Origin of the sequence: Halosimplex aquaticum (genome assembly GCF_028747785.1) — an archaeon.
GTDB lineage: Archaea > Halobacteriota > Halobacteria > Halobacteriales > Haloarculaceae > Halosimplex > Halosimplex aquaticum.
In genome coordinates this window covers 792,197-807,510 of sequence record NZ_CP118158.1, presented here as the reverse complement: position 1 = coordinate 807,510, position 15,314 = coordinate 792,197, and the positions used below count along the sequence as shown (strand labels likewise).

The following is a 15,314-nucleotide window of genomic DNA, read 5'->3' as shown; positions in this document are numbered from 1 at the left end:
GACGCTCCGAAGGACTGGACCCGGTGAGATGGCTGGACACAACGTCGAGGAACCCAAGCAGGCCGAGTCCGATAGCTGGCTGTCGTCGATCCGGTCGGTCACCGACGGCGCCGTCCTCCACTTCGGCAGTAACATCGTGAAAAACGGCGTCGCGTTCGTCCTCAGCCTGATCCTGACGAACGTGCTCGGGGCCAACCTCTACGGGTTCTACACGTTCGCCCGCCGGATCGTCAGCGAGGTACAGAAGTTCACCAACCTCGGCACGGACATCGCGATCACCCGCCTGATATCGTCCAATCTCGACGACCGGGCGGCCAGGAACCGCGCGTTCACGATGGCGTACGCGACCAGCGCGGTCGTGAGCACGCTCGGGGCGGCCGTGCTGTTCGTCGCCGCACCCGTCGTCAGCTCCTACACGCTCGCCGACCCGACCTTCACGAGGGGGCTGCAGGCGTTCGCGATCGCGGTCCCGTTCATCTCGCTCGCGAAGCTGGGGATCAACTCCTTCCGCGGCCTCGAGATGCCGGTCCACCAGAACGCGCTCAGGATCGTCGTCCGGCTGTCGCGGCTGGGGATCATCAGCGCGGCGGTGCTGGGCGGATACATGCTCATGGGCGCGGTGGTCGGCTTCGCGCTCGCGAGCGCGTTCGCGTTCGTCCTCGTCACGATAGTCGTCGTCCGCCGGACGGATCTGCGCCCCACCGCGGACATCTCGGGCGGCGAGCTGAAGGAGTTCTACAACTACTCGCTGCCGCTGTCGGGGTCGAAGGCGGGGTCGCTGCTGTACAACCAGGTCGACGTCTTCATGGTCGGGATCTTCCTCTCGTCGGCCGAGGTCGGCATCTACAGCATCTCGATGCTGCTCGCCGGCGTCATCCTGCTCCCGCTCAGCGGGTTCAACCAGCTGTTCCCGCCCGTCGCCTCGCGGCTGTACTCCGAGGGCGACATGGAGATGCTCCAGTCGGTGTTCACGACGGTCACCCGCTGGACCATCACGGCGACGCTGTTCATCGGGAGCGTCCTGGTGATCTACCGCCGGGAGGCGCTCGTGCTGTTCGGCGAGGAGTTCACCGCGGGGACGATGGTGCTGACGCTGTTCGTCGTCGGCAAGGCGGTGGTGGCGTTCTCCGGCCCCAGCAACGACCTCCTGATGATGACCGACCACCAGTACGTGGTCATGCTCAACCACTGGACGTTCGGCGTCCTCAACGTCGCGTTGAACTACGTGCTGATCATGGAGTACGGCTTCATCGGCGCCGCCATCGCGACCGCCGGGATCAACGCGGTGCTCAACGTCCTCCGGGTGCTCGAAGTGTGGTACTTCGAGGGCATGATCCCGTACTCGGTCCGCCTGTGGAAACCGCTCACCGCGGCCGTCGGCGCCGTCGCAGTCATGTACGGGGCAACGTTCGTCCTCTCCGGCGTCGTCCTCCTCGCCGTCGGCAGCCTCCTCGGCGGCCTCGTCTACGTCGGCGCCCTCCTCCTCTTCGGGATCGAAGCGCGCGACAAACGGATGTTGAACGACTACTACTCGCTGCTCGACTGAGCCGTCGGTCCCCGGCGACGCGACTTCGACGGTTCGCGTCGCCGTTCGGACTCCGGGAGGCCGCGTCGCTGCCGGCCCGGCAGACGGCGTCTCTCCGCCGCGAAGGGGCAGCATAACAATATCCGGATGATCCGTTGCCACGGGTAGTGCAGCGACGCGACCGCCGGAACGTGTAACGATGCTCCCGAGTAGATACAACAGAGAGAACCTGCGACGACTCACGGACAACCCCGGGCTCGTGCTCGGGGAGTTGAATCGGATCGGCTGCGAACTGAACAAGGCCTACCACCGACGGCGACAGCCGCGGCCGTCGGGCGTCGACGTGATGGCCGAAGACTGGGACAACCTGCTCATCCTCGACGGGTGCCGGTACGACATGTACTGCGAGCACACGTCGTTCGAGCGGCCAGTCGACCGGCGCAGGTCAGCTGGCAGCGACAGCTGGGAGTTCCTCGAAGCCAACTTCGCCGGGCGGCAGTTCCACGACACCGTCTACGTCACGGCGAACCCCCACGCCTACCGCCTCTCCGAGGGCGTGTTCCACCACCGTCGGAACCTCCTCGACGATGCGTGGGACCCGGACGTCGGGACCGTTCGACCCGCCGAGATGGCCGCCGCCACCAGGGAGGCCCACCGTCGGTTCCCGGACAAGCGACTGCTCGTCCACTTCATGCAGCCGCACTTCCCGTTCCTCGGCGAGACGGGGCGCCGACTCGACGAACCGGGGATCGACCTGCACATGGACGACGAGGAGCGCAGCGACAGCCTCGACGTCTGGGACAAGCTCCGCTACGGCGAACTCGACCGAGCGCCCGTGTGGGAGGCCTACCGGGAGAACCTCGATATCGTCCTCGACACCGTCCGGTCGCTGGACGCCGACCTCGACGGGAAGACCGTCGTCAGCACCGACCACGGGAACCTCGTCGGGGACCGCCTGCGACCGATCCCGGTCCGCGGCTACGGTCATCCCCGCGGGCTGTACGCCCCCCAGCTGATAGAGGTCCCCTGGCAGGTCGTCTCGGTCGACGACCGCCGGACGATCCGGTCGGAACAGCCGGTCGAGGCGGGAGAGGACTCCCTCTCGGACGACGTCGTCGAGGACCGACTCCAGAACCTCGGCTACAAGGCGTAGCTGAGAACCAGATTGCGGGCGTTTTCACGCCGAAGAATTCGACCGTTCACGACGAGGCGTCCGGCGTCGAGTCCGAGTCCGATCCCGACTTCGGCGCCAGCGTCGTCGTCTCGACGTTGATCCGCTCGACCGACGAGTCCTCCGCCCGGATCGGCTGTCCGGTGACGCCGATGACGGAGTCTCTGACCACGGCCCCGTCGGAGCGGATCAGGTAGAGCCCGTCCCGGTTTGCGCCGCTCTGGTGGATCGAGATGTTTTCGAACGAACAGGACTCGTAGTCCGTGACGAGCACCGTCGACGCCTTCGCCGCCGACCCATCGATCGTGACGTCGGTGCACGTGATCCCCTGGTCCACCTTCGAGTGCGAGCGCCCGGCGTCGTCGCCGGGCTTGACCGATATCGCGGGGACCTCGTCGGCGTCGACGCGGATATCGGTGTTCCGGAGGTCGCCGTGCCAGACGCCGACGACGGCGCCGTCGCTGTAGGTCAGCGTCCGCAACTCGATTTCGCAGTTCTCGACCGTGCATCGGCCGCCGCGGAGCCAGATCCCGCGCATGTTGAGGAATCCCTCCGGCGCGCGGTCGCACGTCACCGTGACGCCGTCGACGGTGCTCGGCCCGCTCACGCGGACGTTGGCGATACCGTTGTTCGTGAACTGCCCGCCGTCGACGGTGACGGGGCCGTTCGACGGGGACGCGTAGAGCCCGTTGTTCGGGAACCCGGCGATCCGGCAGTCCTCGAACACCAGTTCCCCCTGGTTTTTCGGACTGACGAGACAGCCGACCGCGTTCAGGCCCGGCAGGCCGCCGTCGGTCAGTCGCAGTCGGTTGATCTCCCCGCGTCCGTCGGGGTCGGTCACGTCGAACCTGACCCCGCGTGTCGACCCCTTGACCGCGACGTCGCCGACGAATAGCTCGTCGGTGGCGCGGAGGTTCATCGGCCGCGGCCCCGTCTCGTCGGCGGAAAAGTCGAACGTGACTCCCTCGATGTGGACCGAGCGCGTCTCCCTGTCCTCGGCGAAGTAGAACATGGTGCCGCGGTAGCCGTCCCGCGGGACGAGCGTCGCGCCGTCGCCGATCAGCGCCAGCCGGTCGAACGTCGAGAGGTCCCAGCCGCCGTCGACGAGGTACCGACCCTCCGGCAGAAACAGCAGCGCGTCCGTCCCCAGGTCGGGGAGCCGATCGCGGATCGGGATCTCGCCGGTCGGGTCGACCCCCTCCTCGACGACGTCGATCGCGCGGTCGTACTCCTCGGCCATCGGATGGACGGGCTCCGGCGTCGCCGTCGGGTCGCTCTCCGTCGGCGTCGGACCGCCCGGGTCCTGACTGGGGGTCTCGGCCGGGTCGGGCGTCGATTCGGCTCTCGGCGTCGGTCCCCGTTCACCCTCGCCGCCGTCGAACGAACACCCTGCGAGCGCCGCGCTCGCCGAGCAGAGAACCGTCTGGAGGAAGGTGCGCCGGGTCGGCTCTCGGCTACACTCGCGGGACACGTGATGTATCGTCCGGATCCGATACGATAGTAATGGAGCGCGTACGCCCGCTCGAACGCGCTGCGCTCGACCCGCTGTCATCGAAGTTGGCGTGTAAACCCGTTGCCCGCGAAATTCGCCGGGGTAAAGCTGTCACTAACAATATCTGATAGGGTCCAACCTGGGACCGATGAGAATCGGGTTCTACCACGAGAGCGCAGGCGCACGTGAATCGGGTGGGATCGCCGTCTTCGTCCGCGAGATGGCGATCGAACTGGCTGACACCTTCGAGGTAACGCTCTACACGAGAGAGTGCGACCCGATTCCGAAGCTCGAGGAGTCGGCGGTCGACGTCGTGCAGATTCCGATACCCGGCCCCGAGGAGGCGATCCGGGCGGCGGTCTCGCGGGTGACGCCGCTGAACAGGCAGAACGTCTCGAAGCTCCTCATGTTCCAGTCCGCGCGGCGGAACGGGTACCTCGACCACATCGACAGGACCGTCGACCTGCTGCTCACCTCCCAGTGGTTCGACGACGTGCTCCTGTCCAACGCGACCGAGACGCCGACCGCCTACGAGTTCCACGGCTGTCCGAACATCGGTCTCGGGATCAAGGCGCGAAACCGCTTCTCGGACGCCGAGTACACGCTGGTGAACAGCCACCACACCGCGATCCGGGTCCGCCACGAGTTCGGCATCTCGGTCGACGAAGTGGTCTACCCCGGCGTCGACGTCGACGAGTACCACCCGGACGTCGAACCGGCGTTCGAACACGACGAGCCCGCGGTCCTGTACGTCGGCCGGGTCACCGAATCGAAGGGCGCCTTCGACCTGCTGCGGGCGTTCGAACCGCTCGCCGAGGAGGCGACGCTCCACGTCGTGGGCCGCGGCGACTACGAGCGGGCGAAGGAGACGGCCGACGCGCTGGGGATCGCCGACGCTGTGGTATTCGAGGGCGTGATCCCCGAGGAGGCGCTGCCCGGGTACTACACGGCAGCGGACGTCTACTGTCTCCCCTCGCACTACGAGGGCCTCGGCATGGGGAACATCGAGGCGATGGCGTGCGGGACGCCGGTGGTCACGACGAACGTCGGCGGCGTGCCGGAGTACGCGACCCACGAGGAGTCGGCGCTGCTCTCCCCGCCGCAGGCCATCGAGCGGATCCGCGCGAACCTGGAGCGACTGGTCGACGATCCGGACCTCCGCGAACGGCTCGGACGGGAGGGGCGCTCCGTCGCGGAGCGGTTCGCCTGGGAGCGCCAGGCGGAGACGCTGGCGTCCTTTTGCGAGCGGGTGGTCGACTCGGACCGCACGATCGAACGAGAGGGTCGGACGTCGGTAGAGACAGCGCCGGACGTCTCGCCCGTCCCGAAGTAGACCCAGGCGCGGTCGGTCCCAGCGCAAGCGGGCGAGTGCTCCTCGGAAAGCGGCCCGAAGCGGCCCGTCGCACGGAGTCTCGGATGGCGACGAATGGTCGACGCTCTCGGGGAGAGACCGCGAGAACGCGCGTTACTCCTGGACGGTCGCGGACGCGGTAGACTCGTTGCCCTCCGCGTCGGCGACGGTCAGTCGGATATCGAATGTCTGGTCCGGGACGTCAGCGATCACGAAGTACTCGACGCCGTACTCGCGTTCGCCGCCGACGGTCGTCTCGGAAGAGTCGACGACGGCTCCGCTGTCGTCCAGCACTTCCACCGTGACCGAGGCGAGGTCGCCGTCGTCGTCGGAGACCGCCCACGTGGCGGTGATGTTCGCGTCGTTGTTCCTCGATCCGGCCTCGGCGACGTCGTACCGGTCGACCGAGGGGGGAGACCCGGAGCCGTACTGGCTCGGATCGACTTCCGTGCCGTTGACGGTGACGGTGGCGGGGTCGCTCAGCGAGAAGTCGGTGATCTCGCCGCCGAATCTGTAGCTGTCTCTGCCGCCCCAGACGCGGCCGGTGGCGGTCGAGCCGTCGATCGTGTCGTAGCTGTTGATGCCGGCGCCGTCGGTGTTGGGTTCGAGGTCGCCGCTGACGGTGAACTCGTACTCGGCGAGGTCCTGGTCACCGTGGACGGTGACGACGTTCGGCAGGTCGGGTTCGCCGAGGTCCGCGGGGTCGACCACCTGGCCGTTGACGTAGACGGTTGCGGCGTCGCTCAGCGAGAAGTCGGTGATCTCGCCGCCGAATCTGTAGCTGTCTCTGCCGCCCCAGACGCGGCCGGTGGCGGTCGAGCCGTCGATCGTGTCGTAGCTGTTGATGCCGGCGCCGTCGGTGTTGGGTTCGAGGTCGCCGCTGACGGTGAACTCGTACTCGGCGAGGCCCTGGTCACCGTGGACGGTGACGACGTTCGGCAGGTCTGTGCTACCGCCGGTCTCGTTTCCCGAATCCGTCTCCGTGGTGGTCGTCTCCGTGGACGTCGTGCGGTCCACTTCGGGGGCGGTCGTCCGCGGTTCGGTGCAGCCGCTCGCGGAACAGGCGACCCAGTCCGACGGCGCGGAGAGGTCGCCGTCGCCGGAGAGGTGGATGCCGGACCCGGAGTAGGAACCGCCCGGGTTGACCGCGGCCGCGCTCGTATCGTTGCGGACGCAGCAGTCGGTGACGGTCCCCTCGCCGCCCTCGACGAGGATCGGGTGGGAGTCGTCGTCGCCGGTGTGCGTGACGTCGCAGTTCTCGACCGTGACGTTCCCGCTCCCGCGGTCGCGCAGCCAGATCCCGCGCTGGTTGCGGCCGCCGCCGTGGGTTCGCGCGAGCGAGTCGTTGACCACGACGACGTTGCGGACGGTCGCGGGCATGCTGACGCGGACGTTCGAGATGTTGTTGTTCTTGAAGAAGCAGTTGAGAACGCGGACGGGGCCGTTCGACGGCGAGCAGTAGATACAGTTGTCCGTCATGTTCTCGAAGTGGCACCCGTCGATGACGACCTCGCCGTTGTTGCCGGAGGGCACGAATGCACCGCGACCGCGCTCGCCCTGGACGGCCCCGTCGACGGCCGTGCAGTCCTGCAGGAGGCCGGTCGCGTTGCTGTCCGTGCAGGCGAGGCGGAACGCGCTGGCCATCACCTGTCCGACGTGGTCGACGTTACGGCACACCCACGGGCCGGTCATGTGGAGGTTGATCGTCCCGCGCGGGTGGCCGTTGTGGTCGAAGGTGATCCCGTCGAGCAGGACGTTGCGGCCGTCGAAGTTGAACCAGCGACCGCCGAGCGACTCCGGCGCGACGAAGGTCGGCGACGCTCCGTCCTTCGCGGCGATGCCGAAGTTCTCCAGCCCGCCGAAGTCGACGCTGCCGCACTGGTAGGTTCCGTCGGGGACTTCGATCAGCGTGTTGTGGTCGGCGAGGTCCGAGAGCACTCCGTCGATCCGGTCGCCGGACGCGGCGTGGTCCGCGAGATCGACCGTCGTCGAGAAGTCGTACGTCTCCGACGCGCTCGCACCGCGAGTGGCCATCTGTGAGACACCGGCGACCGTCGCGAGACCGCCGACGGCCTTCAGTAACGTCCGCCTATTCGTCCGAAATGCCGCCTTATCTTCCGTTCCGTCGTCGTCGCTTGGTGCGTCTGAGTCGACCATCGGCTGGTACGATGGACTTACCTTTCAAGAGGGTTCTTTCGATTTCGTCGCTGTATACGTGGCGTTTGGGAGCAGGTTTAGTTACGGTTACGTGCGGCTTTCTACTGGTCAGTACGCTATCCTTACCGGCGGGTAGGAGCCGGCATAGTGGAGTTAAGCAGTGCTTTCGACGGCGTAGACGGATTCGAACGGTTCACTACAACCGCTCCGCAGAGTGATTCTGTGTCGAAACCCGTTGCGCGACGGGCTGATACAGCTACAACGGGATATCTTTGGAAACAGGGTAGTCCCAGTGTATCCAGTCTTACTCGACGATAAGGCGTCCTTAACGCCGGATTACTACGCCATAGCGGCTTCCTCCTTGAGTCTACCCACGCGCGAACAGCGGGATCGAATCAGCGGCGAACCGCAGTGTGGATCACGCAGGACCGGATCGGCTCGGTGCGGTGCCGCCGCGGGTCACGGCAGCTGGCTCTCGCGATCGAACGTAACGAGGTCAGAGTAGGTGACCCTCGCCCATTGCCCTCGACCATCGCCCTCGTCGATCCGCTATCTACGGCCCGGTAAGCTCACCCTACGAGTCGAAGACGGGCGGCTGAGCGGACGGGCAGTCGCCAATCGGCAGACGCCGGCGGAATCGCCCGTCGAACGGCGGCGTCAGGGCGAGCGGGTCGCGAACGGCCGACAGACGCCCGTCTGACGGTGTTTTACATAGGGAGTTCGGTAACAAGGTGCCAATGGCTCGATTGACGATAGAGATGCCGTCGGAACTGAATCGCGGGAACGGGACAGCGACCGAGCGGGCGACGGCGGCGACCGAGGCCGAGAGCGGCTACCGCACGGAGGACGTCGACGCCGCCACGGAAGCGTTCGTGGACTGGGTCGACTGCTGGGCGGGCGCCTGACTCGCTTCAGAGCGAATCGACGAGGCGACCGGCGATGCGCTGGGCGCCGAGCGACGGGGAGATGTCGGGACGCCCGGCGGCGACTGCTTCGACCTCCCGGTCGAGTTCGTCGCTGACGCGGCGCTCGAACTCCTCGACGATGCCGGGGATGCAGGCCATGCCTCCCGTGAGGACGATCCGGTTGTCGAGCGCGAGCTGGTACACCTTCATGTAGTCGTTGGCGAGTTCGGGCAGGAACGTGTTGCAGAACTCCTCGACGGCGTCGTCGAGGTACTCGTTGCAGGCGTCCATGACGCTGCGCTCGATGGTGAACTCGTGGGAGCCGCCGCCGGGCTGCTGGATGATGTCCGTGAACGGCTCGAAGCTCTCGAAGTCCGCGTGTTCCTCCTTGTACTCCCGGGCGGTCTGGGTGTCGATGTTGACCCGGCCCTGGGTCTCCTCCTCGACGTAGTTGGCGATCATCCGGTCGACCTCGTTGCCGGTGACGGCGCCGGTCGTGAACGGCGCGAGCTGTTCGCCCCGGCGGTAGCCGGACGCTTCGAGGTTCGTCGACCCCATGTTGACGGCGACGAAGATCTCCTCGATGGCCTCCAGGTCGTCGCCGCGGGCCGGGATGGCGCCGCACAGCGATTCGGGGTAACTCTCGACGAGCGCCTGCCCGATCGACGACTCCTCGATGACCGCTTCGAGGTTGTCCAGCCCCTCGGGGTTGTCGATGGTCGGGATGGCGTAGACGACGCCGCTGTTCTCGGGGATGTCGTTGGCGTCGATGAACGCCTCGAAGAACTTCTTGGTCAGTTCCGCGCGGTCCTCGTCCTCGGGGAGGCCCGAGCGGAGCATGAACTGGACCTCGTCGGGGTACTCGCGGGCGGCTTCCTCGCCGTAGAGGACCTGCTCCTCGCCAGTCAGTGCGTCTTCGTACGTCGCCAGACAGGTCAGCGTCCGGATCGTCTCTATCTCGCCGTCCTCGTCGGGGTAGGCCAGGACCGTTCGGGTGCTGCCGAGCTTCACGCCGATCGGGACCGGCTCGTCGTCGCTCATGCCCCGGGATTTAGCACAACCCCGGATAAATGTACCCCGCGAATTATCGTTTCTGCGAACGTCCGAGTGCACGGAAATTACGCGCAGCAGGCTCGGAAATTAGGGGACACGGCGCCCGTCCGTCGCGCTGACACTGGCGCCCGCGGCGCGCAGATCCCATTCGGCATGGTTAAGTGCGTCCGTTAGTAGAATCCTAACAACAGAGTTGTCGTGATGAGAGAACACATCGACGCGGCCGGACGGAGGGATCGCTGATGGTCGGGATCAGGGACGTCGCGGAGGGCATCGTCGACCACAGGCGGCTGGTGATCGTCGGCCTGCTCCTGGTGATCGGGGCCGTCGGCGTCGGCGCCGCGCAGGTCGAGGACTCCTCGTCGCTGTCGCAGTTCCAGACCGACTCGGTCGAGGCCGAGAAGCTGGACTACGTCGACTCGAACTTCGGGACGGGCGCGAACACGACGTCCGTCCAGGTGATCGTCCGCGGCGACAACGTCCTCGCGCGCGGCGCGCTCCTGGAACAGTTGCGGTTCGAGCGTGCCGTGCTCGAAGACCGCTCGATCAACGGGACGCTCTCGGACGCCCAGCCGCCGGTCGGCGTCGCCAACGTGGTCGCGACGGCCGCGATCCGCGAGGAACAGGCGGCCAATCTGACCGAGCGGGGGCGGGCGCTCCGCGCGGACCGGCAGCGGCTCAACGAGACCGGCGCGCGGCTGAGCGAGGCCCTCAACCGGACGCGGGGACTCCAGCAGCGGTACGTCGAACTCAACCGCTCGTACGCCCGCGGTGAGCTCGACAACGCCACCTATCGGGAGCGATCGGCAGCCATCGAGCGGAACCTCACCTCCGTGCGCGAGCGGGCGACGACCGGCCTCTCGGCCAACCAGACCGCGACGTTCACGGAGCTGACCTCCCGGGCGCGGACGCTCCAGACGGAGCTTGCGTCGCTGAACGCCTCCTACGCGCAGGGCCAGATCAACGAGTCGACCTACCGGCAGCGCGCCGGTGAGATCCAGCAGCGGTTCGGGCAGGTGTACGCCGGCATCGAGCGCGTGCTCGCCCCTGACGCTCGCGCGCTACGGGAGCGCGCGTCGTCGCTCCAGCGGGACCAGCAGCGACTCCAGCAGCGCGTCGAGAACGGTTCGATGCCGCCGCTGGCCGACCAGATCGACCAGATCGAATCGATGAACGCGTCGGCGGTCGAGTCGACGGTCGAGCGGGTCCTGAGCCAGGACAGCGGCGCGCAGGCGTTCGCGCTGATGCCGACGAGCTACGAGCCGGGATCGACCTCGGCGAACGCGACGATGATCGTCCTCACGCAGACGACGGAGTCGGCGGTCACGGGCGGGTCGGCGAGCGAGCGCATCCAGACCTCCCAGACCGCAATCCAGCAGCTCGCGCGGCAGGAACTCGGCGACGACGCCATGGTGTTCGGCGCGGGCATCATCGCCGACGAGACCAACCGGTCGATGGAGGACAGCCTCACCGTCGTGGGGCCGTTCGCCGCTATCTTCGTCCTCGTCGTGCTCACGTTCGCGTACCGCGACCTGCTCGACATCGTCCTGGGCGTCCTCGGACTGGCGCTCACCCTGCTGGTGACGTTCGGATACATGGGCTGGATGGACATCGCGTTCAACCAGCTGTTCGTCGCGATACCGGTCCTGCTGATCGGGCTGTCTATCGACTACGCCATCCACGTGTTCATGCGCCACCGCGAGGAGCGCGAGGCGCGGTCGGACGGGAGCGACGACGCGTCCGTCGCCGAGGCGATGCGGATCGCGCTGGCTGGCGTCGGCACGGCGCTCGTGCTCGTGACCGCGACGACGGTCATCGGGTTCCTCTCGAACCTCACCAGCCCCGTCGGACCGATCCGCGAGTTCGGGGTCGTGAGCGCGATCGGTATCGCGGCTGCACTGGTGGTCTTCGGGGCGCTGATCCCCGCAATCAAGGTCGAGGCCGACGCCTTCCTGGAGCGGCTTGGCTTCGACCGGCGCAAGCGAGCGTTCGGGACGGGCGGCGGCGCGTTCAGCCGCGTCCTCTCGCTCGGCGCGAGCGCGGCCGAGCGGGCGCCGTGGGCGGTCATCGTCCTCACGCTGCTGATCAGCGCGGGCGGCGCCTACGGCGCCACGCAGGTCGACACCTCCTTCCAGCAGAAGGACTTCATCGCCGAGGAGCCCCCGGAGTGGATGGACAACCTGCCCGAGAGCATGCAGCCGGGCGAGTACTCGATGCGGGCGACCTTCGAGTACGTCAACGCCAACTTCCTGCGGGAGGACTCGGCCGCGGAGTTCCTCTTCGAGGGCGACGTGGCGACCGCCGACGCCCTCCAGCGGGTGAACAGAACCGGGAACCTCGCCGCCGACAAACCCGTGACGGTCAGGCTCTCCAACGACGAGGCGGACGTGCGGAGTCCGCTCACCGTGATGCGCTCGGTCGCGGCGACCAACGAGACGTTCAACGCCACCTTCGCCGCGGCGGACACTGACGGCGATGGCGTCCCCGACCAGAACGTCGAGGGCGTCTACGACGCGCTGTTCGACGCGGCGCCGGACGAAGCCGCGGGCGTCATCCACCGCGAAGGCGGCGACTACCGCGCACTCCGCCTGACCGTCTCGCTGAACGGCGGCGCCTCCGGGTCCGCGGTCACGACCCAGATGGACGCCGTCGAGTCTGCCGTCTCCGGCGGCGACGTGACCGTCACCGCGACCGGCCGCCCCATCGTCGACAAGATCGTCCAGGACGACCTGCTGCAGACGGTCGTCGAGAGCCTGATCATCACGCTCGTCGTCTCGTTCGTCTTCCTGATGGTCGTCTACCGCGTCGCCGAGGGGAGCGCGACGCTCGGACTGGTGACGCTGCTGCCCGTCGTGTTCAACGTCTCGTGGATCCTCGGCACGATGTACCTGCTCGACATCCCCTTCAACCTCCTGACGGGGATGATCACCAGCCTGACCATCGGCCTCGGCGTCGCCTACAGCATCCACGTCAGCGAGCGGTTCAGCCTGGAACTCGACCGGCAGGGGAGCGCCAGCGACGCGATGCACACCGCCGTCACCGGAACCGGCGGCGCTCTGCTGGGGAGCGCGGCGACGACCGTCGGCGGGTTCGGCGTCCTCGTGTTCGCCATCCTGCCCCCGCTCCAGCAGTTCGGGTTCATCACCGGGCTCACCATCGTCTACGCGTTCCTCGCGAGCGTGTTCGTCCTCCCGAGCCTGCTGGCGGTCTGGACCCGCCACGTCGGCCCGGCCGACGCGTTCGACCCGGACGACTCCTCCGACGACGGACCGAACGCCGATCCGATCGCGGACGACGGGCCGGCGGACGGAACGGGTGCTGACGGGTCTGTCGGCGCGGACGGCGCCGCGGACGATTCGACCGCTGCGACTACCGCGAGCGGAGCAGTCGCCGCGGGCGCGACCGGCGCGGCCGCGACGAACGGCGCGCCCGACGCCGCTACCGCGGACGACGGCCCGGACACTGCGACCCCGAGCGAGGCTGCGACCGACGCGGCGGCCGTGCCCGCGGCGAGCGCCGAAACGAACGGGGACGCGATGCCGTTCGCGACGCGCTCGCTGACGCCCGGACGGGTCTGGCCCGGCGGGACTACTCGCGTGACCGTCACGCTTCCCTCGGCCTCCGGTCGAGTCGTGTTCCGCGAGGCTCCCTCGGTCGGGTCGATAACGCTCGACCAGGTGACGCCGGAGCCGATAGAGCGAGTGGCGATGGACGGGCGCGTATACGTCCTCTGGGAGTTCGACGCCGAGACCGCGGCGCAGGTCGAGTACACGGTGACGGTCCCCGACGACCTCGCGGACGGCGAGGCGGTGACCTTCGACGGTGAGTTGCTCCTGCCGGACCACGTGGTCCCCGTCGCGGGCGCCGACGCGGCGCCGGTCACGACCGACGTCGCCGGGGCCGTCCTCGGCGGCGACCGGGTGACCGACCGCGACCTCGCGGACGCCGGCAGTCACCTCGCGGCCGGCCAGCTCTCCGTCCCGGCGTTCGAACGGGTCTGTCACGCCTGGCTCGACGAGCACGCCAGCGACGGGGACGCAGCGACCGACCCGGAGCGTGCAGGCGAGCGGACGCGATCGAACGGCGAAGGCCCATCAGTCGACGGGAACGGTTCGTCCGTGGACGGCGAGGGGGGCGAGCGATGACCGACGACGGCGAGTCGGAGGCGGTCGAGGCCCTCCAGCGGCTCGGGCTCTCGAAGTACGAGGCCCAGGTGTTCATCGCGCTGGAGCGGCTCGGCGCCGGCACCGCCAGGGACGTCGACCGGATGACCGACGTGCCCCGCTCGCAGGTGTACGGCGCCGCCGAGAACTTAGAGGAGCGGGGACTCGTCGAAGTCCAGCAGTCCAACCCGATCCAGTACCGGGCGGTGCCGCTCGACGAGGCCCGGGAGACGCTGACCGAGCGCTTCGAGCGCGAACAGGCGCGGGCGTTCGACTACCTCGAGACCGCGCGCCGGGGCGAGGACTACAAGGACGAGCACCAGGAGGGCGTCTGGACGGTCCACGGGCGGGACAACGTCTCCGCTCGCGTCCGGCAGATCGTCGCCGACGCTCGCGAGCACGTCCTCTACGCGAGCGGCCCGGAACTCGTCGACGAGGAGGTCGCGGCCGCGCTCCGCGAGCGCGCCGAGGAAGTCGACGTGTGGGTCTGCAGCGAGTTCAGCGACGACCCCGCGATCACCGAGCAGTTCGCCGATTCGGCGGTCACGGTCGCACCGTTCCCCGAAGACCCGACCGCCGATGCGGCCGGGCGCCTGCTGGCGGTCGACGGTGAGACGGTCCTGCTCAGCGTGCTCGGCGGCGAGGAGCTCCCCGGCGTCCGCACGGAGACGGCCATCTGGAGCTCGGACACGGGCATCGCGACGGTGCTCCTCCAGTTGCTCCGGAGCCACCTCGACGACGACATCGAAGCAAAACTGTAGCGCCGGCCACCCCCGCGACCGGCGAGTTCGACGGACGGTACCCGCGACGACTTCTCGGCCGCACTCGGCGGCCGCGCTCCGCGCTTACTGCATGTTCGTCAGCTTGGCCACGTAGACCAGGCTGAGCATGTGGTCGTCCACGTCGAGGTCGACGCCGTCGTTGGACCCGTTCTCGTCGATGCCGAGCAGGTAGTCGTTGAGCTGTGACTCGACGTCTTCGGTGATCCAGTCGATGGACTCGTAGTAGTGGAGCGCGTCGGCCGCGCCCTTGTAGCCGGCGTGCATCAGCAGGAACTCCAGCCACTCGAAGACGACGAACTCGGCGGCGTAGGTGTCGGGGATCGAGCGCAGGTACGGCTTCGAGAGGTCGTCGCTCCCGCCGACCAGCGGCAGGAGCTCGCGGTAGAGCCCCGCGCGGAAGGAGTCGCCGGCTGACATGTTCACGTCGCCGCCCTCGTCGAGCGGCCCCCACTCCATCTCCGCGGGGTCGGCCGGGTCGGCGGGGTCGGTCGGGTCGTCGTGGTCGGCTCGGCGCTCGTCGACGTCGGCGTCGCCGCGCTTGCGGGCCATCTCCCGCAGCTCGTTGAGGTCGTAGTCCCGGGGGTTTATCGTCATGATACTGTCCGTATTCTCACCCGGTGGCTTAAATCTTCCACTCGGTCAGACGGCCGTCTGACGACACACCCGCCACTTGAGGCCGCGAGCGCGGCGAACTGCCGACCCTCGATCGCGGGCG

The 15,314-nt window shown here is 68.0% G+C and carries 10 protein-coding genes; 6 read left to right on the top strand and 4 right to left on the bottom strand.

Annotated elements, in window-relative coordinates:
- Nucleotides 1–28 precede the first annotated feature (28 nt).
- Complete coding sequence (locus tag PSC72_RS03925; RefSeq protein WP_274324587.1) at nt 29–1,546, top strand: flippase; 1,518 nt, start codon at nt 29–31, stop codon at nt 1,544–1,546.
- A 178-nt stretch (nt 1,547–1,724) separates the two neighbouring features.
- The gene (locus tag PSC72_RS03920) at nt 1,725–2,678 is read left to right on the top strand and encodes an alkaline phosphatase family protein (protein WP_274324586.1); all 954 of its coding nucleotides are present in this window, start codon (nt 1,725–1,727) and stop codon (nt 2,676–2,678) included.
- A 46-nt stretch (nt 2,679–2,724) separates the two neighbouring features.
- Here the strand turns inward: PSC72_RS03920 and PSC72_RS03915 are convergent, their stop codons facing one another.
- Entirely contained in the window at nt 2,725–4,167 is a 1,443-nt protein-coding gene (locus PSC72_RS03915; RefSeq protein ID WP_274324585.1) for a right-handed parallel beta-helix repeat-containing protein, read from the bottom strand.
- Between the two features lie 169 nt (nt 4,168–4,336).
- Here PSC72_RS03915 and PSC72_RS03910 point away from each other — a divergent pair, with 169 nt between their 5' ends.
- Nucleotides 4,337–5,521 carry a glycosyltransferase family 4 protein gene (locus PSC72_RS03910; RefSeq protein WP_274324584.1) on the top strand — a complete coding sequence of 395 codons (1,185 nt, stop codon included), beginning with the start codon at nt 4,337–4,339 and terminating at the stop codon, nt 5,519–5,521.
- A 132-nt stretch (nt 5,522–5,653) separates the two neighbouring features.
- Here the strand turns inward: PSC72_RS03910 and PSC72_RS03905 are convergent, their stop codons facing one another.
- Nucleotides 5,654–7,696, bottom strand: a complete 2,043-nt coding sequence (locus PSC72_RS03905; protein ID WP_274324582.1) for a right-handed parallel beta-helix repeat-containing protein — start codon at nt 7,694–7,696, stop codon at nt 5,654–5,656.
- Between the two features lie 737 nt (nt 7,697–8,433).
- Here PSC72_RS03905 and PSC72_RS03900 point away from each other — a divergent pair.
- On the top strand, nt 8,434–8,601 hold the full coding sequence (locus PSC72_RS03900) for a hypothetical protein (protein WP_274324581.1): 168 nt from the start codon (nt 8,434–8,436) through the stop codon (nt 8,599–8,601).
- Between the two features lie 6 nt (nt 8,602–8,607).
- Here the strand turns inward: PSC72_RS03900 and PSC72_RS03895 are convergent, their stop codons facing one another.
- The gene (locus PSC72_RS03895; RefSeq protein WP_274324580.1) at nt 8,608–9,642 is read right to left on the bottom strand and encodes a hypothetical protein; all 1,035 of its coding nucleotides are present in this window, start codon (nt 9,640–9,642) and stop codon (nt 8,608–8,610) included.
- Nucleotides 9,643–9,896: 254 nt separating this feature from the next.
- Here PSC72_RS03895 and PSC72_RS03890 point away from each other — a divergent pair, with 254 nt between their 5' ends.
- Together PSC72_RS03890 and PSC72_RS03885 are read left to right on the top strand one after the other, a co-directional pair.
- On the top strand, nt 9,897–13,799 hold the full coding sequence (locus PSC72_RS03890; protein ID WP_274324579.1) for an MMPL family transporter: 3,903 nt from the start codon (nt 9,897–9,899) through the stop codon (nt 13,797–13,799).
- Nucleotides 13,796–14,578: a TrmB family transcriptional regulator gene (locus PSC72_RS03885; RefSeq protein ID WP_274324578.1), complete on the top strand. Its 783-nt coding sequence runs from the start codon at nt 13,796–13,798 to the stop codon at nt 14,576–14,578. Before PSC72_RS03890 ends, PSC72_RS03885 begins: the two co-directional genes overlap by 4 nt.
- Nucleotides 14,579–14,662: 84 nt before the next feature.
- Here PSC72_RS03885 and PSC72_RS03880 read toward each other — a convergent pair whose 3' ends face one another.
- Complete coding sequence (locus tag PSC72_RS03880) at nt 14,663–15,193, bottom strand: FlaD/FlaE family flagellar protein (protein ID WP_274324577.1); 531 nt, start codon at nt 15,191–15,193, stop codon at nt 14,663–14,665.
- Nucleotides 15,194–15,314 lie beyond the last annotated feature (121 nt).

Excerpts from the sequence above, each read along its gene's own strand:
- PSC72_RS03925 (WP_274324587.1), top strand. The coding sequence starts at position 29 with ATGGCTGGACACAACGTCGAGGAACCCAAGCAGGCCGAGTCCGATAGC.
- PSC72_RS03920 (WP_274324586.1), top strand. The coding sequence starts at position 1,725 with ATGCTCCCGAGTAGATACAACAGAGAGAACCTGCGACGACTCACGGAC.
- PSC72_RS03910 (WP_274324584.1), top strand. The coding sequence starts at position 4,337 with ATGAGAATCGGGTTCTACCACGAGAGCGCAGGCGCACGTGAATCGGGT.
- PSC72_RS03905 (WP_274324582.1), bottom strand. The coding sequence starts at position 7,696 with ATGGTCGACTCAGACGCACCAAGCGACGACGACGGAACGGAAGATAAG.
- PSC72_RS03900 (WP_274324581.1), top strand. The coding sequence starts at position 8,434 with ATGGCTCGATTGACGATAGAGATGCCGTCGGAACTGAATCGCGGGAAC.
- PSC72_RS03895 (WP_274324580.1), bottom strand. The coding sequence starts at position 9,642 with ATGAGCGACGACGAGCCGGTCCCGATCGGCGTGAAGCTCGGCAGCACC.
- PSC72_RS03890 (WP_274324579.1), top strand. The coding sequence starts at position 9,897 with ATGGTCGGGATCAGGGACGTCGCGGAGGGCATCGTCGACCACAGGCGG.
- PSC72_RS03885 (WP_274324578.1), top strand. The coding sequence starts at position 13,796 with ATGACCGACGACGGCGAGTCGGAGGCGGTCGAGGCCCTCCAGCGGCTC.
- PSC72_RS03880 (WP_274324577.1), bottom strand. The coding sequence starts at position 15,193 with ATGACGATAAACCCCCGGGACTACGACCTCAACGAGCTGCGGGAGATG.